The following is a 20,566-nucleotide window of genomic DNA, read 5'->3' as shown; positions in this document are numbered from 1 at the left end:
TGAACTATTCTCAATCGTTGAGAAATGGGATTACTACCTGCGCTACTTCTTCTGCTATCTGATTCATCATGCAAATTGTGCCTTGTTCAAATTCCACAACTTTGCCATGAGGAATTGCTTGAGACAGAAAATAGCGATCGCCTGCTTTGGCTAAATTCAATTTTTCAAATTCTTTGACATCATCCATTCCCCAAATAATCAGAGTTGGACACTTGATGGCACGAAATCTTTCTGGTGCATCCAGACAGTAATTACCTACAGCCCAAACTGCATATAAAGGATGACCAAAACATTTTAAATCGTCTAAAACCCAACGGTGATTTAATTCAGCAGAGCCGACGTATCGAGAACGGGCTAACCATCTTTCCATGAGATGAGAGCCATCTTCTTGGATTTTAAAACCTTCCTCAACTCTTCTAAATAGCTCTGCTTGACCTCCTTCACCAAAACCAGCTACGTTACCTAAAATTAATTTGTCAACGCGATCGCCATAACTCGCAGCTATTTCTCCGGAAACAAAAGCGCCAGTATGGTTTCCCATAATGCTGGTTTTTTCTATACCTAATTCATCTAAAAGTGCGATCGCTGTTTTTGCATAGTCAGCGATTGTATACATTCTGGGTGGTTTATCTGAATCACCAAACCCCATCAAATCCATTGCGATGACTCGTCTGTGTTCAGCCAAGAGTGGCATCAGTTCGCGATATTCATCACTACTGCGGGGGTTCATGTGCAGTAGCAGAATGGGTTCACCTTCTCCACCAATGCGATAAAGAATCTGTCCGTCTTCTGTGTCTAGAAAAGCTCGTTTAATCTTTTGTGTCATGATTTTTGAGCGATCGCAATTAGATTTATCTTTAGGTGGGCATCGCCCACCCTTGTATATTAAAAAAAGTGCTATTAGTTAACAGTTGCCTGTAACTTTTCAGTAACAGCAGCTCGCGGCGGCATCTTCAGAATCTCACGCGCCTGTGCTGGTGTTGCCACTTCCCGACCGAGTGTATGCGCCATCTTGGCAACCATCTCGACTAATTCGCCGTGGTGCGGCTTGCCAAAGCGAGTGTAAGCATAATCTCCCAGTCCAATTGCAACATGTCCCCCAAGGGTAATTGCCCAGGATGCTACCCTCATCACATCTCCATTCCAGCAAAGTACCAACCACTGGTTACCCGCAGGCACCTCAGCTATAAACGCCTGCAAACCCGGTAAAGTCGGCGCAGCGCCAGCCGGCATTATTTCCCCAGTAAAGACAAACTCCCAAAGCGTTTCTTTGGGCAGCAGTCCCATTTCCTGAAAGCAACGCGCTGTTCGCATTTGCCCTACGTCCCAACAAACTGAACTCACATAGATATTGTGTTTTTTGAATACTTCCAGCACCGCCTTGAGGTTTTCACGAGTATTAACATACACCTGATCGTAGGTGGTAAACTGTTTTGCCTGGGGATTCCAAAAGTCTACGTTGAGCGATCCAAAATCCACAGGTGCCATGTCAACCCGCAGCACTGGATCATCATTCACTGCCAAGATATGCCGGACGCGATCCTCTACCTGATTCTGTGTAATGTAGCCTAGCGTCGGATGGATGAGGAGATCCGTCTGTTCGCGAATTCCCTGTATCACTTCGAGATAAAGTTCCACATCGTTACGTGGTGTCCCACTCTCTGGATCTCGTCCGTGCCAATGGAAAATTGAAGCCCCTGCTTCCCAAGCACGAACTGCTTCGCGGATGATTTCTTTTGGAGAGTAAGGTAAAGCTGGATTGTCCTCGCGCTTGGTGATTTCGTTACAACGACACTCGATAATCAATGGTAATTCGTTGTTCATCGTCTTCCTTTCAGTAGGTAGGCAAATTTATTTACATATTTAATTGACAGTTATATTTTTGGTTCTCTGCGCTCCCTCTACGCAAAAATATTTAATCAATTTTGCATGATTACTGCATAATTTTCCCAAAAATCAACTACTTTTAATACTTCTTCGGAAATTTGATTGCCAGTTCTGGATGATGGCTGCTAGTTTATTATCCGAGTTGATTAGAAATTTATTATAGAGATATACAGTATTTTCAGATACACCTGGAGATGCCTAATGACAAGACCAAGTAATTTTGTGAGTATTCTTTGTAGATTGGCGATTTCAGTTATTGTACCACTTGCTGTTTTTACACAGATTGAAACCATCGCAGTATCAGCAGAACCCATACCAAAATAATTCTGCTACTACCCAATCCAAGAAAGTTGTGGCACGTATTTGGCATGGTACTACTCCGACATCGAAAGCAGATGAATACTATACTTATTTAGTAGAAGCGGGAATTAAAAAAATCGAGTCAATTCCTGGTAATTTGGGGACGCAAGTCCTGCGCCGCAATAATGGCAATAATACAGAATTTACGGTGATTTCTTATTGGGAATCACGAGATGCAATTCGTAAGTTTGCTGGTAACGACATTGAAAAAGTTAGACCTCTTCCTAGAGATAACGAATATCTCATAAAACCTGAAACTACAGTTAAACACTTTGATGTCATGATAGACGATCGCAAATAATTTTAGGTCGTTACATTAACAATGTCAGTGGCTGCATTAGCAATGTTAACCGATACATTAACAATGTCAGTCGTTACATTAGCAATGTTAACCCATAAATTAACAATGTCGGTGGTTACATTAACAATGTCAACCGATACATTAGCAATGTCAGTCGTTACATTAGCAATGTTAACCAATACATTAACAATGCTGATGAAGCAACTTGTATGTACACCGTAGCCCCGCAAGCAGGGCGGGGATGTTTGTTGGATATTTTGGCTTTAGACAATACTGGGGTGGGGTAATGCGGATCTTGATTAGCTGATGACTAATTTTACAGAAAATTGACTACCAATTTTAATATGTCTTCTGGCATTTGATTTACCATCCAAAGAGTTCCGCCTTCTAATTCGACACTTTGACTATGAGGAATCGCTTCTTTGAGCCAAGATTGATTTTCTGCTTTGGCTAAACCAGCTTTTTCTAATGGTTCTAATGCCTTGTCTCCCGACATAATCAAAGTCGGACAGTTAATTAAACGAAATCTTTCTGGAGCCGAAAGACAATAATTTGCTACTGCAACACCAGGATATATAGTAGAACCGAAAGATTTTAAATCATCTAAAACACAACGGTGATTTAAATCTCCTGTGCCAACATAATTAACACGAGATAGCCATCTTCCCATCAAATGCGAGCCATCTTCTTGCACTTGATATCCCTGAGAATATCGCTGGAGAATGTTGTTTTGTTCTGCTGCATCAAATCCAATTACATTGCAGAGAATGAGTTTTTGGACTCGTTCTGGGTAGGCGGCTGCAACTTCTCCCGCGATATAACCCCCTGTTAGACTACCGAAAATGCTGGCTTTTTTGATGCCTAACTCGTCCAAAAGTGCGATCGCATTTTTAGCATAGTCTGCAACTGCATACACTCTAGGCGGTTTGTCAGAATCACCCAACCCCATTAAATCCATTGCAATTACTAAGTTAGTAGCTGCCAAACTCGGCATCAATTCTTTAAATTCATCACTACTGCGGGGAGTCATGTGCAGTAAAAGTATCGCTTCACCTTCGCCACCGATACGGTAAAGAATTTGTCCATCCTCTGTATCTAAAAAAGCTCTTTTGATACGTTGGCTCATTTTTTATACTCCCTACATTACCAATTAAGGACGATATAACTAAGCATTTAAGCCACTATGGGAACGTTTTAAATAACGTCCAGTAGGCGAACCTAAAACTTGACCATTGTTGTAAATCAAATTTCCTCGTAAAAAGGTACTCTTCACCTTACCAGTTAATTCTGCACCTTCAAAAGGTGTGTAACCTTGTTGTGACTCCGACTCAGCCGCACTTACCACAAAAGTTTCATTGGGATTTACTAATACTAAATCAGCATCATAACCAATAGCAATATCTCCTTTTTCTAACAAGCCAAAACGCCTTGATGGGTTCCAAGATAGCAACTTAGCCATGTGGTTGTAAGACATTCCTCGCTTACTTCCTTCACTTAAAACACCAGAAAGTAAATATTCTGTACCGCCAAAACCAGATTTAGCTAACCAAATATTATTGGGGTATTTTGCACTGCGTTTTTGTTCAGCAGAACAGCAAGCATGATCGCTAACTATCCAATCTACTTGATGATTTAGTACTGCTTGCCATAAATATTCCACATCAGCGCGGGGACGAATTGGCGGGTTAACTTTTGCCCAAGTCCCATTAGGACTATCAACATCTAAGAGCAAATGTCCTACAGTAACTTCGCGGCGAAAATTAATATGAGGAAAAGCAGTTTGCATAGTCAAAGCTGCTTCCATTGCTTTACGGGAACTGAGATGTAATAAATTGATATTTGCACAGTTGGTTTCATGTGCCAAATAAGCAGCAATGCAAATTGCTAAACCTTCGGAATGCGGTGGACGGGCTGCACTATAAGCTTTTAATCCACTCAAGCTAGAATCATTTTCTACTATTTTGGTGTAGGCGTTGAGAATTTCTGCAACTTCACAATGCAAACTCAAACTAATAGTATCTCGTGCTGCTGGATGTGCTGCCATTAGGCGAGTGAGACCACGCATAATGAATTCAAAATGGGCAAAGTCATAGCGTTCCTCTTTATTAATCATTAAAAAGAGATTTTGCTGATCTGATAAACCATGCAAACCATAACCGCCATAAAACATAAAAATTTTAAACGAAGATACTCCATATTCTTCATATAGTAGCGGAATTTCTTCGATATGCTGACTAGCTATTGGTGCAATATGATAACTGTAATCAACAAAAAAATTACCTGCAGATAACGCCAATACTTCCGGGAAAAAATCTTTGTAAGCGCCACCTTTATTGAGATAATACTGTCCTGTGCGAATGTAATTTAGGCTAGTAGTTACACCTCCCATTGCCGCAGCTTTGCTTTCAGTGACAGCATCTTGATCTAGAGGTTGATAGATACCTATGTGCATATGAGCATCTACAACACCAGGAAATCCTAGCAAATTTTGGGCATCAAATACTTGTTGACTTTTATCGGGACTAATATTTGGCGCAATCTCGATAAATTTGCCATCTTTAATTCCTAAATCTAGGAGTTCGACATTATTATTATGAGGACGAACTACCCACACATTTTTGATAATTAAATCTAATAATAAAGCTTCAGACACAGTAGACCTCAAATTTAAATTAGTACAGTACCCAAAGTTTTAATGTTCAAAGTTGATATCAATCCAGAGGATATTATTTCATTCAATTATTCTACAATTTAAGTTATAGAACACTGTTTTATTAATAAATTAGTGGGAATACATCAACCTTTGTTAAGGAATGTAAAAATTTAGGAATCACTTTTGTCATCACTTCAGACCCGTGAAAATCAGCTAAGTAGAGAAATCTCTCTGTAAATTTAGTTACTTGCTGTGATTCGTACTGGTTTGATGGGCAAACTTAACAGAGAAGTTATCAAAGAGTTAGGTTTTGCGGATGAACATGGTGGTTGATGGCACTGTAGCGATCGCTGGTTACTCAATTACAAAACCAATTTATGCGGGTACGCGGACACTGGTATATCAAGGTAACCGCAACATAGACAAAATGCCAGTTGTCATCAAACTGATACGGAGTGAATACCCCAGCTTTAACGAAATTGTTCAATTCCGTAACCAGTACACCATCACCAAAAACTTAGACTTACCTGGAATTATCAAAATTTACAGTCTGGAAGCATATCGCAATGGTTATGTCCTGATCATGGAAGATATGGGGGGCATTTCTCTCAAAGACTGGATCATACAAAAACAAGGCGATATTATCCATGATTTCCTCATTGTTGCTATGCAAATTGCCACTCATTTAGAAGCAATTCATCGTCACAGAGTCATCCACAAAGATATTAAACCTAGCAATATTCTCATTAATCCCCAAACCCATCAGGTAAAACTAATTGATTTTAGTGTTGCTTCTCTCTTACCAAAAGAAACTCCCCAACTACAAAATCCCCAGATTTTAGAAGGAACTCTGGCATATATTTCTCCCGAACAAACTGGCAGAATGAATCGGGGCATAGATTACCGCAGCGATTTTTATGCTTTGGGTGTGACTTTTTACGAACTGCTAACAGGAATATTACCATTTTCATCTGTTGAACCGATGGAGTTGGTACATTCACATATTGCTAAAATTGCCCCTGATGTTCATACAATAAATCCATCCATACCTCTGGTTATCTCTGAGATTGTTGCTAAATTAATGGCAAAAAATGCTGAAGATAGATATCAGAGTGGGGCAGGATTAAAATATGATTTAGAAAATTGTTTAGCTCAGTATCAGAAAACCCAAAATATAGTTAAATTTTCCTTAGGTAGTCGAGATATTTACGAGCATTTCTTGATTCCCGAAAAATTATATGGACGTACTAGCGAAGTTGAGACGCTACTACAAGCATTTGACAGAGTGAGTACTGGTACTACAGAAATGCTACTCGTTGCAGGTTGTTCGGGAATTGGTAAAACTGCTGTGATTAATGAAGTCCATAAACCAATTGTGCGGCAACGGGGATATTTTATTAAAGGTAAATACGACCAATTTCAACGGGATATTCCTTTTTTGGCATTTGTACAAGCTTTCCAAGATTTGATTAGCCAAATTCTCAGTGAAAGCGATGCCCAAATCAAACTTTGGCGCAGCAAGATTCTCTCGGCTCTAGGTGATAATGGGCAAGTGATTATTGATGTGATTCCGGAATTAGAAAACATTATTGGTAAACAACCACCTGCGACGGAATTATCTGGTAACTCTGCTCAAAATCGGTTTAATTTATTATTCCAAAACTTTACGCAAGTATTCACCACTCAAGCACATCCTTTGGTAATATTTTTAGATGATTTACAATGGTCAGATTTAGCATCATTAAAACTCCTAGAAATATTGATGAATGATGCTGGCAGTTTATTGGTGATTGGCTCTTATCGCGCTCAGGAAATTTCACCTGCTCATCCGTTACTGTTAACGGTGCAAGAAATAAAAAAACTAGGGTCAATAGTTAACACAATTACATTAAATAATCTCTCTCAAGCAGATATTAATCATTTAGTGGCTGATACATTGAATTGTGCTGAAATTGTGGCTCAACCACTGACTGAATTAATTTATCAAAAAACTCAAGGTAATCCATTTTTTGCAACGCAATTTCTGAAATTTTTATACCAAGAAAAGCTAATTACATTTGATAGAGATGGGAAATATTGGCAGTGTGATATTGCTCAGGTAAAAGCAGTTGCCATGATTGATAATGTAGTGGAATTTATGGCACTGCAATTGCAGAAATTACCACCAGCAACTCAAGATGTGCTGAAATTGGCGGCTTGCATTGGCACTCAATTTGATTTAAACACATTAGCGATCGCATCTGCGCGATCGCCTGCAGCTACGGCTGGTGATTTGTGGGAAGCGCTACAGGATGGATTGTTGCTTCCCACTAGTGAAATCTATAAGTTCTTTACTGACGCTGATGATTTACCAACATCCGTTACCCCATCAGCGGCTAACCCGACTTATAAATTTTTGCACGATCGCGTCCATGAAGCTGCCTATTCCTTAATACCTGACGATCGCAAACAGTCTACTCACCTGAGAATCGGGCAATTACTACTACAGCATATACCTACCTCAGAGCAGGAAGCCAGGATTTTTGATATTGTCAATCACCTCAATCGTGGTATCGAGGTAATTAGCACCACCGCACAACGTCAAGAACTCATTCTGCTTAACTTCATGGCTGGGAACAAAGCCAGAACTGCAACTGCTTATGGGGCGGCTGTTAACTATTTTGCGATCGCCAAAAGTTTGTTACCTGCTAACCATTGGCAAAGGCAATATCATCTAAGTTTAGATATTTATCATGCTGCAGCTGAAGTTGCTTATCTCAGTGGCGATATTCCCCAAATGGAACAGCTGATCGATGGGATTTTCCAAAATGCTGAATCTTTACTAGATACAATCAAAGCTTACGAAATTAGACTCAATAGCTTTACTACCAATCATCAACCAACAAAATCAGTCGCAATGGGGTTAGAGGCGCTGAAACATTTAGGAGTCAATTTTCCCCGAAAACCAACAAAATTAACGATAATTTTAGCTTTGCTGCAAATTAAGCTAACTTTAGGGCGTAAATCTCCCCAGGATTTGCTAGCATCACCTCCCATGCAAAACCCTACCGCCTTAGCAAAGATGTCTTTGTTAAGCAGTATCGCCACAGCTAGCTATATGTGCGAACCCAATTTACACCCACTAATTATTTTGAAACAGCTGGAACTGTCACTGCGCTATGGCAATTCCGCTTTTCTCGCCCCAGGCTATGCCGCCTATGGGTTTATTCTCTGTATGATAGGTGATATAGAAACTGGGTATCAATTTGGCGAACTGGGTTTAAGGCTGACGGAAACCGGTTTAGGTAAGCAATTTCGCACAGAAGTATTATTTATCTTCTCTAATATGATTCGGATTTGGAAAGATCCATTAGCTGCAACCCTAGAGACTTCATTGCAAGGTTATCAAACAGGGCTAGAGACAGGCAAACTAGAGTATGCGAGTTATAACGCGGCTGGTTACTGTGCGGCGTTGCTGCATTCTGGTGAACAGTTGGATAGAGTTTTAGCAGAATTTGCTAAATACACTCAATCACTGCAACAACTGCACCAAGACAAAGCCCTGACATACCATCTGATAGCGCAACAATTAGTGTTGAACTTGATGGGAAAATCCGCAGATCCTTGTTGTTTGGTGGGTGAAGTGTATGATGAAATCGCCATGCAACAGAAATATTTAGCAGCCCAAGAAGCCAATTCCCTTTCTCGTCTTTATACCTTGAAAACTTGGCTAGGAGTATTATTTGGGCAAGAACAGCAGGCGGTGGAGAATGCGAGATTAGCCGAAAAATGGATTGCTGGATCGCGGGGAACCTTGCTAACATCCCTATTTTGCTTTTATCAATCCCTAGCGAAACTCAGTATTTATCCTACAGCATCGAAATCGGCTCAGTTCCAAATTTTGCGGCAGGTGGCGAAGAACCTTAAACGGCTGAAGAAATGGGCTGATCATGCACCCATCACTTATTTACATAAATGGTGTTTAGTCACAGCCGAGAAACATCGAGTCTTAGGAAAAATGTCTGCTGCAATGGAGATGTACGATCGCGCGATCGCCCTAGCAAAAGAAAACCAATTTCTCCACGAAGAAGCGATCGCCTGTGAATTGGCGGCTAAATTTTATCTCAATTGGGGTAAAGCCAAAGTCGCCCAAGTCTATATGATTGATGCTTACTACGCTTATTCCCGTTGGGGTGCAGTGGCTAAAGTCGATGATTTAGAAAAGCGCTACCCCCAACTATTGCAACCGATCCGCCAACAGTCAGCCACACCGACAAGTTTCACAGATTTCAGAAAGCAAGTTGCCACATTCACAGCATATAATTCTGCAACTTTATTAGATTTAAGAACTATTCTCAAAGCTTCTCAAACCCTTTCTAGTCAAATTGAACTGGAGAAATTATTAACGGCGCTACTGGAAATTTTGATTGAAAATGCTGGCGCTGATAAAGCTGTATTGTTACTACCACAAGGTGATCAATGGTTAATAGCAGGTGTTTCTCAACTGCAACAAAACACAACTGTTTTGCAATCTCTACCTCTAGAGAACAGTGCAACTGTGCCGATTTCCCTGATCAACACGGTAAAAAATACTCGGAAATCGGCAGTTATTGATCGTGCTATCGATCATCCCACATTTGCGGTTGACCCCTACATTCTCCACCACCGCCCCCAAAGTATTTTGTGTACTCCGATTCTCCATCAAGGCAAATTGATTGGGATTTTATACCTAGAAAATAACTTAACAGTTGGGGCATTTACAGGCGATGGCTCCGCCAACGCCAAGGGCGAACGCGTCGAACTTCTCAATCTCCTGTGCGCCCAAGTCGCTATTTCCCTAGAAAATGCTCGTCTCTATCAAGAATCACAAAATTACGCCCAACAGTTAGAGCGATCGCTGCAACAATTGCAACAAGCCCAACAAGAATTGCTACACAGCACCCAAGCCTTACAGAATACTCAAAATCAATTGCAAAAATTGGCGGAAAACGCCCCAGGAATGATTTATCAATTCCGTCTCGCTGTGGATGGTTTAGCATCGTTTTCTTATGTAAGTTCTGGTTGCTATGAACTGTTTGGCTTACACCCAGAGGAAATCACAGACGCAGATGTGCTGTTTGCGATGTTATATCCAGAGGAACGTCAGAGCATTAAACAATCGATTATAGATTCAGCCGCTAATTTAACACCTTGGCAATGGGAAGGCAGATTTTTAGTAGCTGGTAAAGAAAAATGGACACAAGCCGCTTCCCGCCCAGAACTGCAAGCTGATGGTGCGATTGTTTGGGATGGAGTGTTGATAGATATTAGCGCCAACAAATTCGCTGAAGCCGCATTACGCCAATCGGAAATTCAACTACGCCAAAAAGCTGAAGATTTAGAGAAAGCCCTTTACGAACTCCAACAGGCTCAAACCCAACTGGTGCAAAGCGAGAAAATGTCTGCATTGGGTAATCTTGTCGCTGGAGTCGCCCATGAAATTAATAACCCGATCGGATTCCTCGGTGGCAATATCGATTATGCATTGGACTATATCAAGGATTTGTTTGGCTTGATTGATTTATATCAGCAGGAATCTAGCAATCCTAGTACTGCGATTGAACATCAAATTAAAGCTATCGACCTCAACTATATCCGCAAAGACTTACCGAAGATGCTGGCTTCTATGCAAGATGCGGTGAATCGCATTTGTGATATCAGTAATAGCCTGAGAACTTTTTCCCGTGCAGATAGCGATCGCCCCATCACTTTTAATATACATGACGGCATCAACAGTACTCTCTTGATTCTCAAACATCGCCTCAAAGCCTCAAAATCTCGCCCAGCTATTGAAGTGATTAAAAACTATGGTGAAATTCCCCAAATTAAATGTTATCCGGGACAACTCAACCAAGTATTTATGAATTTGTTAGTTAATGCCATTGATGCTTTAGAAGAAGCAAATAGCGGCAGCAGTTTTGCGGAGATTCAAGCTCATCCTAATTATATCACTATTACTACTAGTTTAAGTGAAAATTTGCAGCAGGTAATTATTAGTATTCAAGATAATGGGCAGGGGATGACAGCAGCAGTAAAACAAAAGATTTTTACGCAATTATTTACTACTAAACCTGTGGGCAAAGGTACAGGTTTAGGATTAGCAATTGCTCGTCAAATTATTGTCGAAAAACATGGAGGCACAATCAATGTAAATTCTTCACCAGGGGAAGGAGCCGAGTTTATTATGAGTCTGCCAATAGAGTCATTATCTAATGATTGATGATGATTGATTAATTTAACTATATTTTTAACTAGGAGCTAAAAATGCTAAAAGTTGTTGTTGGACATAGTGAAGATCCAGATTCTCAAGATGCTATTACAGAAGTTTTAGAACATTGTGTCAGGGATTTAGATGGTGTGATTCCTCAAGCAGGTATCTTATTTGCTGCTATTGATTTCGAGCATGATTTAATCGTTAAAGAAATTAACCAAGCCTTTCCCAAAATTGAATTGATTGGTTGCACTACCGATGGTGAAGTGTCTTCTGGCTTAGGATTTCAACAAGATTCTTTAACACTCATGCTTTTTTACTCTGACAATGTAGAAATTCGTGCGGGTGTGGGGTATGGTGCAAAAAATAACCCTTTAGAGGCGGCTAAACAAGCTGTACAACAAGCAACTCAAAAAAGTACTAATAGTGCGAAATTATGTATTACTGTTCCCGCAAGTTATATAGAAGATGGTTCCACAACTAATGGCGAGTTAATTCTACAAGGATTAAAACTAGCCTTAGGTTCAGAAATGCCAATTTTAGGTGGTACAGCAGGCGATCAATTTAGGTTTACCAAAACCTATCAATTTTTCTGCAACGAAGTACTAACAGATTCCCTACCAGTTTTAATCTTTTCTGGAGATATCAAATTTTCCTATGGAATTGGTTGTGGCTGGGAACCCATTGGACTCAAAAGCATTGTTACCAAATCTCAAGGAACCATCCTCTACGAGATTGAAGGGATGACAGCACTAGCATATTATGAGCGCTATTTAGGCGATCGCCCTCCGACTGCGGAGCATCCCTTAGCTGTGTATGAAGGAGATAGCGATCGCTATTATATGCGAGTACCTAATACTTACGATGTAGAAACTGGTAGCATCAATTTTCTTGGTAATGTGCCAGAACAAGCCATAGTTCAAGTTACAGATATTAGTAGAGATGATGTCATTGCAGCATCAGAAACATCATTTAAAAATGCTTTAGCAAATTATCCTGGAACGCAACCAGAAGCAGTTTTACTATTTTCTTGTTGCTGTCGTCGTTGGCTTTTAGGAACAAGAGCCAAAGAAGAATATCAACTAGTCAAAAATGCACTGTGTGCAGAAGTACCTATTTGTGGATTCTACACCTACGGTGAATTTGCCCCCTTAGAACCTCATGGTTCCTCTTACTATCACCAAGAAACTTTTGTGACTTTGCTTCTAGGAACAAAGTAGCGGCTTATGGAAACCACAGACAATGAGAGCAGACTTAAAGAGTTAGAAAAAACTGTTCGGATTCTGAAAAAAAAGTTAGAACGCTCAGAAGCCGATAGACAACAACTAGAGAACAATACTGAAGTTAGAGAAAGTGTTCTCAAAAATATGATTCGCGAGTTAGAAGAATCACAAACTGCTTTGAAGCACAGAGGTGATGAGCTAGAAAATGCTTTCAAAAATCTCGAAGCTTTACAAATGAAACTCGTAGAATCAGAGAAAATGTCTGCTCTCGGAGTTCTGGTGGCTGGAATTGCTCACGAAATTAATAACCCAGTGAGTTTTATTTACGGGAATTTAACTTATGCCTATGAATATTTTCAAAATTTATTGAATTTAATTTCACTTTATCAAAAATATTACCCTGAACCCGAGGTGGAAATTCAACAAGAAATTCAAGTTATTGAATTTGATTTTCTTAAGCAAGACGTAGAGAAATTATTTCGTTCTATGAATGTGGGAGCAGAGCGCATTCGTGAAATAGTGAAGTCACTACGGACATTTTCTCGTTTAGATGAAGCAGAATTTAAAGCAGTAGATATTCATGAGGGGATTGACAGCACCTTAGTGATTTTAAACAGTCGTCTCAAAGCATCAGCCGATAATTATTTAGGTATTGAAGTTATTAAAAACTACGGAAAATTGCCACTAATTAAGTGCTACGCTGGGCACATGAATCAAGTATTTATGAACTTGATGACAAATGCAATTGATGCTTTAGAAGATTCCTTATTAAAACAGGAAGTAAGTAAGCAGCTAAAGCTACATATTACTACTAAAAATATTGATAATTCCTATATAGAGATTAGAATTGCTGATAATGGTATAGGAATGGAAGATAAAGTGCGAAATAAAGTATTTGATCCATTTTTTACCACCAAAGCAGTAGGCAAAGGTACAGGTTTAGGTTTATCAATTAGTTACCAAATTGTTAATGAACTGCACGGTGGTAAATTAGAATGCTATTCACAACCATGTGTAGGTACAGAATTTGTCATTCAAATTCCAATTCGAGATAATTAATGGGTGCAACGCCTTTTACTTTATCCATGTTGCCGGGAAGACTCTATAAGCAGCGGCAGCCCAATGCCTTGATGATCAAGTCATTTGGCGATAGTTAACAAAAATTAGAATTGCAGAAATGCTCAAAGGAGAAAAACTTCGACACAGTAGAAGTAAGGGTTTTGACATTTACCAATGTGCAATTCAATGACAGAAATATTTGCAGATACAACCACAACAGATGATTATATCCTCGTTGCTCAACTTAAAGATGTTCAAGCAGCAGGTAGTTTGCTAGTGCATCAACAAAAGCAGACTCTTGCTTTGTTTTACGCCAACGATCAAGTATATGCAATTGACAACCGTTGTCCCCACATGGGCTTTCCTCTCAAAGGCAGCAACTGTAAGGATGGTATTGTTACCTGTCCTTGGCATTATGCCCGTTTTGACCTTGCTAGTGGTGGCACTTTTGACTCTTGGGCAGATGATGTTCCTTGTTTCCCTGTAGAAATTCGTGATGGTGAAGTGTGGGTAAATTTAGCGCCACCAGCTAACCTTCATACCCACCACCGCCAACGTTTACAAGATGGTTTAGAGCAAAACATTTCTTTAGTGATTGCTAAAAGTGCGATCGCACTTTTAGATCTGGGAGTCAATCCGGCTGAACCTTTTCTCATGGGGCTAGAATTTGGTACTCGCTATAACAAAGCAGGTTGGAGTACAGGGTTGACTATCCATACTTGTATGATGAATCTCCTACCATATCTAGATGCAGAAGATAAACCCCGGGCTTTATTTCATGGATTGTCAGCAGTAGCGAATGATAGCGCAGGTTCGCCACCAGAGTTTGTTGTTCATCCATTACCTAACTCGACAGTTGATGTTGCAACTCTCAAAAGCTGGTTCCGCCAATTTATTCAGGTAAGAGATACGGAAGCAGCGCAGAGATGTTTAGTATCTGCGCTCGCTTCGGGAGCTAATTCACAACAAATAGCAGATATGCTGTTCTGTGCAGCTTGCGATCATCGTTATCTTGACGTTGGGCATACCCTTGATTTTATCAACAAAGCCTTAGAAGCACTTGATGCCGTGGGTTGGCAAGCAGCCGACTCAACTTTGGCTAGCTTAGTCCCTGGTTTAGCTAATGCCGATAGGATGGAAGAATCTAATTCTTGGCGCTACCCTGTAGATTTAATCGCCATCTTGGAATCGGCTTTTGAGCAATTACCTACAGCATTAAGTGTAGGTAAATCTCGGCAAGGAACTTGGACAAACCAAGAGGAATTATTACCAATTTTATTGGGTGAAGACCCACAAGCAATCGCTGATTCGCTATTAGATGCACTGCAAGTAGGTTGTAGCGCAGAACAATTAGCCAGCATCGTCACTTATGCAGCAGCATTACGAGTAGCTCGTTTCCACACCAATAATGATTTTGGCGATTGGAATTCCGCCCATCATCCATTTACCTTTGCTAATGCTGTACATCAAGCATTGCGAAGAGTACCAACAATTGAACTCCTTAAAGGAGTTTTTGATGCTGCGATGAGTGTGTATTTAAATCGCTTTTTGAATGTACCACCAGCAAGGCTACCAGAACCAAAAGACACCACAGAAAATCCTGAAGAATTACTCCAACAGCTACCAGATTTATTAAACCGTCAGCAGCAAGTCAATCAAACAGGTAAATTAGTAGCTAATTATTTATATAGCGGCGGTTCTCCTGAAAAACTGATGGCTATCCTAGGGAAAATGATGTTGCGTGAAAATCGTGATTTTCATGTCATTCAAGAAATAGAAGCTGCTTTTCGCCAATACTCGCTGTTTGGTAAAACTCCGACGGGGATTCATATATTAGTTGCTGCATCTCGGTATTTAGCCGCCCATTCGCCCACTATGCGCTCTCAAGGTCAAACTTACCAAATTGCAGAAAGATTACATCGAGGCGATCGCCTTTTTGAAGAATCTTGAGGTGGAATAGTCCCAATCATGAGTAATGAGTAATGAGTAGGAAATTTACTTATTACTCACTACTTATTACTCATTACTTTTTTCAATTAGTTGCTGTACCTCATAAACATCAAATCTGCTGTATCTATTACGGGAAATCTTGCTTGTAATATCATCTCCGGTTGAACACTTATCATATCTGTGAATGTCAGTAATGGGAAATAAAAATACAGTTTACCCATTCCCCATTCCCCATTCCCCATTCCCCATTCCCCATTCCCCATTCCCCATTCCCCATTCCCAACCATATCATCAGTAATTCACCGCACTTGATCTAACACAGTTTCTATAGCTTTTTGTTTTTGCGGGTCTACTCCTTGGGCATATTCTAGAGGAAATGAAATATTAATATCTGGTACTACACCTTTACCTTCCAGCCTTTGATTACCATTAACCAATACATTCGTAACTGCAACATAAAGTAGGCTACCATCGCGCATTAAATAAGGACGACCGCCAAGTACAGCTTTTGCCGTTTGAGTCCCAAGAACTAACCCCATCTTATTTTGTTGAAACCCAAACGCAATAATTTCTTTACTACTACGACTGTTCTCATTTACTAACATCACTACAGGTTTCTTCCATTGATAGTTATAAGTATAACTACGTCCAGAACGCGGAATACTGGTGAGGCTGAGATTGTGTTTAGCGCTAAAGATGTTGAGATAACTAATATCACCTCCACCCCAGCCATCTCGCAAATCTAAAACTAAAGCATCGGCATTTTTTAAGCGACCATAAATTAGTTCATCTTGGAGTTGTTGTTGGTAAGGGTCAGCTGCATTTGACCATATATGAATATAACCAACCTTCTTCCCTGCAACTTCAATTAGTTCCACACTGGCTGTCTGCGCTTGCAAAAACATCGTGCTAGCATCATAAATTTTGGGTACAACAGCAATTTCTTGCTGACTGCTGGCTTCAGGCGATCGCTGTATCAACATTTTGACAGCTTGACCTGCTTTACCAGCAAAAGACTTGATTGGCTGATATGAATGACCATCAACACTTAAAATTTGGTCACCTACCTTTAAGCCTGCTTTCACAGCAGGGCTATCATCCAAAATAGAACTAATAAATATTTTGCCATTAATATCTTTGGTAAATAAACCAATATCAGTGTATTCTACTTTACCTGTTGGCAAAAACTGTTTTAATTGCTTTTTTAACTCTGGACTGTGAGCCAAAAAAATTCCTAAAAGCTGATAGTAAGCAGGCTCATCTTGAGTATAAAACCTTGTATGAGAAGATTTAAGTTGAGCAAGCATTTGATTAATCAAAAAAGCAACATCTTTGCTTGATTCAGCTTTAATTAGCTGAGGTTGATATTGTTTTTTGATGGCTGGCCAATCTACTCCATTAAACTGAGGATCGTAAAAATTATCGTTTACTGTTTGCCAAACTTGCTCGAAAAGTTGAGTCTCTGGTTTTGCGAATATAGGGAGAAGTGGTGAACTCAACCAGAGTACAAGTAAAATAGCAATACTTAGTATAAATACTTTCGCTAACCGCTTAAAATAATTCAGCCTAAATAATCTCATGTTGTGTTACTTTTCTCCCAGTATTGTATGACAATTGATCGCAATTTTTATTGATTAGTTCCACTAATTATATTTATATAATCTATTTGGCAAGCAGTGAATTATTTGCAAGTCACAACAAATCGTTGATTATCAGCCAAAAATCAAGCGATGACATAGACAAAAAAATCACCTATCTTATGGGTGAATAAACTCTTATTTCGTAGAGTAAATATTTGACTAATAGCTCTCAATGCATAGGTGTCATCCTTCAATAGAGGGAAGCACTTCTATAATTGATTTTTTAATATGGTGAAGGCTAATCATTGGCTGAAATCGTCTGAAAATAAACAATAATTTCCCAATTATAAGTAAGTATGAAGCACAAAGCTAAAACTGCAAGGGCTGTTTTAATCTGGCTTTATTTATTTTGAATGGGCACGAGTTCCAGGAACTATATCAAATACAATCAAAAACTAGGATTTTTATGACTGAGCAGCGATATGTTAATGAACACACCAAAAATGAAGCCCTACAAATTATCGACCTATTCAGTCATTTTCAGAAATATTTGTAAAAACAAAAATAGAGGGAACAAAGATGCTATATCGAGAACTTGGTAATACTGGAGAGAGAGTTTCTGCAATTGGATTGGGCGGATGGCATCTCAGCTTGAAACACGTAGATGAGCAGTTGGCAATACGGCTTGTTCGCACAGCGATTGATCGAGGCATCACCTTCATGGATAACAGTTGGGACTATAACGGAGGTGAAAGTGAAATTCGCATGGGGAAAGCACTCCGTGATGGCTATCGAGACAAAGTCTTCCTGATGACCAAAATTGATGGACGCTCTAAAAAAGAAGCTACTAAACAGCTCGATGAATCCTTAAAACGCCTAAAAGTCGATTGCATTGACCTAGTACAACATCACGAAATCCTGCGATTTGATGATCCGCATCGGGTTTTTGATGAAGAGGGCGCAAATGCGGCGCTAGTTGCAGCAAAAGCAGCTGGAAAGCTACGCTACATTGGCTTTACGGGGCACAAAGACCCCGAAATTCATCTGCATATGCTCCAGGTTGCAGACAATTACGGCTTTAAATTTGCTACAGCTCAGATGCCGTTAAATGTGATGGACGCACACTATCGGAGTTTCGCCAAGCTGGTTGTACCAGAACTAGTCAAACGAAATATCGGTATTTTGGGAATGAAAAGTATGGCAAATGGGATTCTGCTCAAGTCCAAGACGGTAACGCCAATTGAATGTCTCCACTATGCGCTGAATCTACCTACTTCGGTGGTAATTACGGGAATCGACAGTATGGAGATTCTCGAGCAAGCATTCAAAGCCGTAGACACATTTAAACCGATGACAGAGGAGCAGGTGCAAACATTGTTAGCCAAAACCGCAGATGCTGGATCTCGCGGCGAGTTTGAACCTTTCAAGACTTCATCCATTTTCGACGGTACTGCCAAAAATCCCGATTGGCTGGGAGATGAACCAAAACGCCTTCAGCAATTAATGTCAGCCTGAAATGAGAGCGCTCTTTGAAAGAAATAAGAGGCAGAAATCTGATAGTTTACCATTGTGAAACAAGAACACGACAGATGAATAGGTAGGGGCACAGCATCCACAATCTTTTGGCATATCAAATTATCTTACTGGTGCCATGCCCTTACGCTAATCAAAATGCTGAGTGTAAATAGTAATAGTGATTTAATAAAAGCATAATTAAGCTATTTGAAATTTTTCAATGTTGCACTAATTAATCCTAAAAAATACAACAAATAAAGAAAATAGGGGCAAATTTCTGTGCCCCTAAAAATCATTAATATGTTTTGAAAATGTTTGACATTGGTATTGGTTGGTGGATTTTACTATCCCTTAAACACCAACTATTTACCTTTTAATGCACATTTCTATGTGCGATTGTTCCACTGTTGTGCTGCATCTTCTACAGCTTTTTCTACTGTTTTTTGGTCTAACATTGCTGCTTGCAAGTTCTCATAAATTGCCTTTTGCAATTTATTGAAATCTTTCATAGTCGGCGTTAATATTTCTGCCTGTTGTAGTTGTTGAGCGCTAATTACTCTGGCTTTGTCTACTGTTGTCGCACTAGCAGGAACATTTTTAAAATAGCTATCAGCCAGTGATTTTACGGTAGATGGCAAAACATTAGCAGCTTTAGCAAAAGCTAATTGGTTTTGATCGTTAGTGACAAACAGAGCAAATTTCACAGCAGCATCTGCGTACTTGCTATCTTTGGGGATAACTAAGTTCATAACAGCAACATTCTTTTTACCAGTATCACCTGTAATTTGAGGTGCGATCGCAGAGGCTTGAGCAATTTTGGGGGCATTATTGGCGATCGTTTTCAGAAATTCAGGGCCTGAAGCTAAAAATGCTGTTTCACCAGCTTGGTATAAATCTATTGCATGGCGATGTCCTTGAGTTAAAACCTCTTTGGGAAGTAGCCCTTTTTTATATAAATCTACCCAATACTGAAAAGCTGCTTTGCCTTGCGGTGAGTTAAAAGCTGCTTTACCTTCGGAATCTACTAAGGTGACTCCCATTTGCACAAATGATTCCAAAACTTCTCCGGAATCTTGCGGAACAAAAGTTACAAAAAAGGCATATTTCCCTGTTTTATCTTTAATTTGTTGTGCCGCTTGCCCTAATTCTGCGTAAGTATTCGGTGTTTTGTTGATACCTGCCTGTTTTAATAAATCAGTGTTATAAATAGTTAGCCGGGTAGTGAGGTACCAGGGAATACCAAAACTTTTACCATTGAGTGTGCTAGCTTTCCAAATATTTGGCAGATAGGAGGAAATTACTTCATTTGAGACTTTTGTATCTAAATCTAACCAGGCATTTCGTCCTGCAAGTTGAGATGCGAAATCCGGATTGAGGTTGACAACATCAGGTGGCGTTTTTGCTGAGACAGCTGTTAAGATTTTGTTCTCCATTGCTGCCCAAGGTATATCGACCCAGTTAATCTTTATACCTTTGTTTTGTGATTCAAAAGATGCAATCAGGTTCTGAAAGTAACCATTAAATTGAGGTTGGAGTTGCATTGTCCAAAACTCAATCGTTGTTGCTCCCCCAGAGGCCTGTTTTGTTTGCGTGCCTACATTTCCTGTACTACAACTGACTATCCAGCTAGTCAATAAACCGAGCAGTACAAACACAGTCAATCGTCTGAATTTTGAAGTTTTAAACATTTTACTAGTATATTTACGCTTGCTTTGAGTGAAAAGCTTATGCAGAATTGTCGAGATTATAGGCTAAATCAATTACCTAGTACCAAGAACGTTTTTTAGCATCATTTAACTTATCAATTTA

Annotated in this window: 14 protein-coding genes; 7 read left to right on the top strand and 7 right to left on the bottom strand. The window is 39.8% G+C overall.

Annotated features, from left to right (window positions below; genetic code table 11):
* Positions 1 to 10: 10 nt before the first annotated feature.
* Positions 11 to 826: an alpha/beta fold hydrolase gene (locus HGR01_RS18615; RefSeq protein WP_045874633.1), complete on the bottom strand. Its 816-nt coding sequence runs from the start codon at positions 824 to 826 to the stop codon at positions 11 to 13.
* Between the two features lie 74 nt (positions 827 to 900).
* Positions 901 to 1,824: a 3-keto-5-aminohexanoate cleavage protein gene (locus tag HGR01_RS18610; protein WP_045874634.1), complete on the bottom strand. Its 924-nt coding sequence runs from the start codon at positions 1,822 to 1,824 to the stop codon at positions 901 to 903.
* Positions 1,825 to 2,239: 415 nt separating this feature from the next.
* Here HGR01_RS18610 and HGR01_RS18605 point away from each other — a divergent pair, with 415 nt between their 5' ends.
* The gene (locus HGR01_RS18605; RefSeq protein WP_235623142.1) at positions 2,240 to 2,548 is read left to right on the top strand and encodes an antibiotic biosynthesis monooxygenase family protein; all 309 of its coding nucleotides are present in this window, start codon (positions 2,240 to 2,242) and stop codon (positions 2,546 to 2,548) included.
* A gap of 21 nt (positions 2,549 to 2,569) precedes the next feature.
* The gene (locus HGR01_RS18600) at positions 2,570 to 2,770 is read left to right on the top strand and encodes a hypothetical protein (protein WP_168161055.1); all 201 of its coding nucleotides are present in this window, start codon (positions 2,570 to 2,572) and stop codon (positions 2,768 to 2,770) included.
* Positions 2,771 to 2,864: 94 nt separating this feature from the next.
* Here HGR01_RS18600 and HGR01_RS18595 read toward each other — a convergent pair whose 3' ends face one another.
* Together HGR01_RS18595 and HGR01_RS18590 are read right to left on the bottom strand one after the other, a co-directional pair.
* Positions 2,865 to 3,674, bottom strand: coding sequence for an alpha/beta fold hydrolase (locus HGR01_RS18595; RefSeq protein WP_045874636.1), 810 nt, complete (start codon positions 3,672 to 3,674; stop codon positions 2,865 to 2,867).
* A 39-nt stretch (positions 3,675 to 3,713) separates the two neighbouring features.
* Positions 3,714 to 5,201 (bottom strand): amidohydrolase family protein, encoded by a 1,488-nt coding sequence (locus tag HGR01_RS18590; protein WP_045874637.1) that lies wholly within the window; start codon positions 5,199 to 5,201, stop codon positions 3,714 to 3,716.
* A 316-nt stretch (positions 5,202 to 5,517) separates the two neighbouring features.
* Here HGR01_RS18590 and HGR01_RS18585 point away from each other — a divergent pair, with 316 nt between their 5' ends.
* The 4 genes from HGR01_RS18585 (at position 5,518) to HGR01_RS18570 (ending at position 15,662) form a co-directional block, all read left to right on the top strand.
* On the top strand, positions 5,518 to 11,439 hold the full coding sequence (locus HGR01_RS18585; RefSeq protein WP_045874638.1) for an ATP-binding sensor histidine kinase: 5,922 nt from the start codon (positions 5,518 to 5,520) through the stop codon (positions 11,437 to 11,439).
* A 44-nt stretch (positions 11,440 to 11,483) separates the two neighbouring features.
* Positions 11,484 to 12,650 (top strand): FIST signal transduction protein, encoded by a 1,167-nt coding sequence (locus HGR01_RS18580; protein WP_045874639.1) that lies wholly within the window; start codon positions 11,484 to 11,486, stop codon positions 12,648 to 12,650.
* Between the two features lie 6 nt (positions 12,651 to 12,656).
* Positions 12,657 to 13,712, top strand: coding sequence for an ATP-binding protein (locus HGR01_RS18575; RefSeq protein ID WP_045874640.1), 1,056 nt, complete (start codon positions 12,657 to 12,659; stop codon positions 13,710 to 13,712).
* A gap of 186 nt (positions 13,713 to 13,898) precedes the next feature.
* The gene (locus HGR01_RS18570; protein WP_045874641.1) at positions 13,899 to 15,662 is read left to right on the top strand and encodes a Rieske (2Fe-2S) protein; all 1,764 of its coding nucleotides are present in this window, start codon (positions 13,899 to 13,901) and stop codon (positions 15,660 to 15,662) included.
* Positions 15,663 to 15,748: 86 nt separating this feature from the next.
* Here HGR01_RS18570 and HGR01_RS18565 read toward each other — a convergent pair whose 3' ends face one another.
* Both HGR01_RS18565 and HGR01_RS18560 read right to left on the bottom strand, forming a co-directional pair.
* On the bottom strand, positions 15,749 to 15,925 hold the full coding sequence (locus tag HGR01_RS18565; protein ID WP_168161054.1) for a hypothetical protein: 177 nt from the start codon (positions 15,923 to 15,925) through the stop codon (positions 15,749 to 15,751).
* Positions 15,926 to 15,961: 36 nt separating this feature from the next.
* The gene (locus HGR01_RS18560; protein ID WP_045874643.1) at positions 15,962 to 17,242 is read right to left on the bottom strand and encodes a S41 family peptidase; all 1,281 of its coding nucleotides are present in this window, start codon (positions 17,240 to 17,242) and stop codon (positions 15,962 to 15,964) included.
* A gap of 579 nt (positions 17,243 to 17,821) precedes the next feature.
* Here HGR01_RS18560 and HGR01_RS18555 point away from each other — a divergent pair.
* Positions 17,822 to 18,757 carry an aldo/keto reductase gene (locus HGR01_RS18555; RefSeq protein ID WP_045874644.1) on the top strand — a complete coding sequence of 312 codons (936 nt, stop codon included), beginning with the start codon at positions 17,822 to 17,824 and terminating at the stop codon, positions 18,755 to 18,757.
* Positions 18,758 to 19,143: 386 nt separating this feature from the next.
* On the opposite strand, the gene HGR01_RS18550 is transcribed toward HGR01_RS18555, so the two are convergent.
* Positions 19,144 to 20,445, bottom strand: coding sequence for an ABC transporter substrate-binding protein (locus HGR01_RS18550; protein WP_045874645.1), 1,302 nt, complete (start codon positions 20,443 to 20,445; stop codon positions 19,144 to 19,146).
* Positions 20,446 to 20,566 lie beyond the last annotated feature (121 nt).

The sequence above is a fragment of the Tolypothrix sp. PCC 7712 genome, from assembly GCF_025860405.1.
GTDB lineage: Bacteria > Cyanobacteriota > Cyanobacteriia > Cyanobacteriales > Nostocaceae > Aulosira > Aulosira diplosiphon.
Note: the sequence above shows the minus strand (reverse complement) of the source record. Positions and strands in the feature narration are given on the sequence as shown.

Coding starts and splice junctions, on each gene's coding strand:
- HGR01_RS18615 (WP_045874633.1), bottom strand. CDS start 826: ATGACACAAAAGATTAAACGAGCTTTTCTAGACACAGAAGACGGACAG.
- HGR01_RS18610 (WP_045874634.1), bottom strand. CDS start 1,824: ATGAACAACGAATTACCATTGATTATCGAGTGTCGTTGTAACGAAATC.
- HGR01_RS18600 (WP_168161055.1), top strand. CDS start 2,570: ATGTCAGTGGCTGCATTAGCAATGTTAACCGATACATTAACAATGTCA.
- HGR01_RS18595 (WP_045874636.1), bottom strand. CDS start 3,674: ATGAGCCAACGTATCAAAAGAGCTTTTTTAGATACAGAGGATGGACAA.
- HGR01_RS18585 (WP_045874638.1), top strand. CDS start 5,518: ATGAACATGGTGGTTGATGGCACTGTAGCGATCGCTGGTTACTCAATT.
- HGR01_RS18580 (WP_045874639.1), top strand. CDS start 11,484: ATGCTAAAAGTTGTTGTTGGACATAGTGAAGATCCAGATTCTCAAGAT.
- HGR01_RS18575 (WP_045874640.1), top strand. CDS start 12,657: ATGGAAACCACAGACAATGAGAGCAGACTTAAAGAGTTAGAAAAAACT.
- HGR01_RS18570 (WP_045874641.1), top strand. CDS start 13,899: ATGACAGAAATATTTGCAGATACAACCACAACAGATGATTATATCCTC.
- HGR01_RS18565 (WP_168161054.1), bottom strand. CDS start 15,925: ATGGGGAATGGGGAATGGGGAATGGGGAATGGGGAATGGGGAATGGGT.
- HGR01_RS18560 (WP_045874643.1), bottom strand. CDS start 17,242: ATGAGATTATTTAGGCTGAATTATTTTAAGCGGTTAGCGAAAGTATTT.
- HGR01_RS18555 (WP_045874644.1), top strand. CDS start 17,822: ATGCTATATCGAGAACTTGGTAATACTGGAGAGAGAGTTTCTGCAATT.
- HGR01_RS18550 (WP_045874645.1), bottom strand. CDS start 20,445: ATGTTTAAAACTTCAAAATTCAGACGATTGACTGTGTTTGTACTGCTC.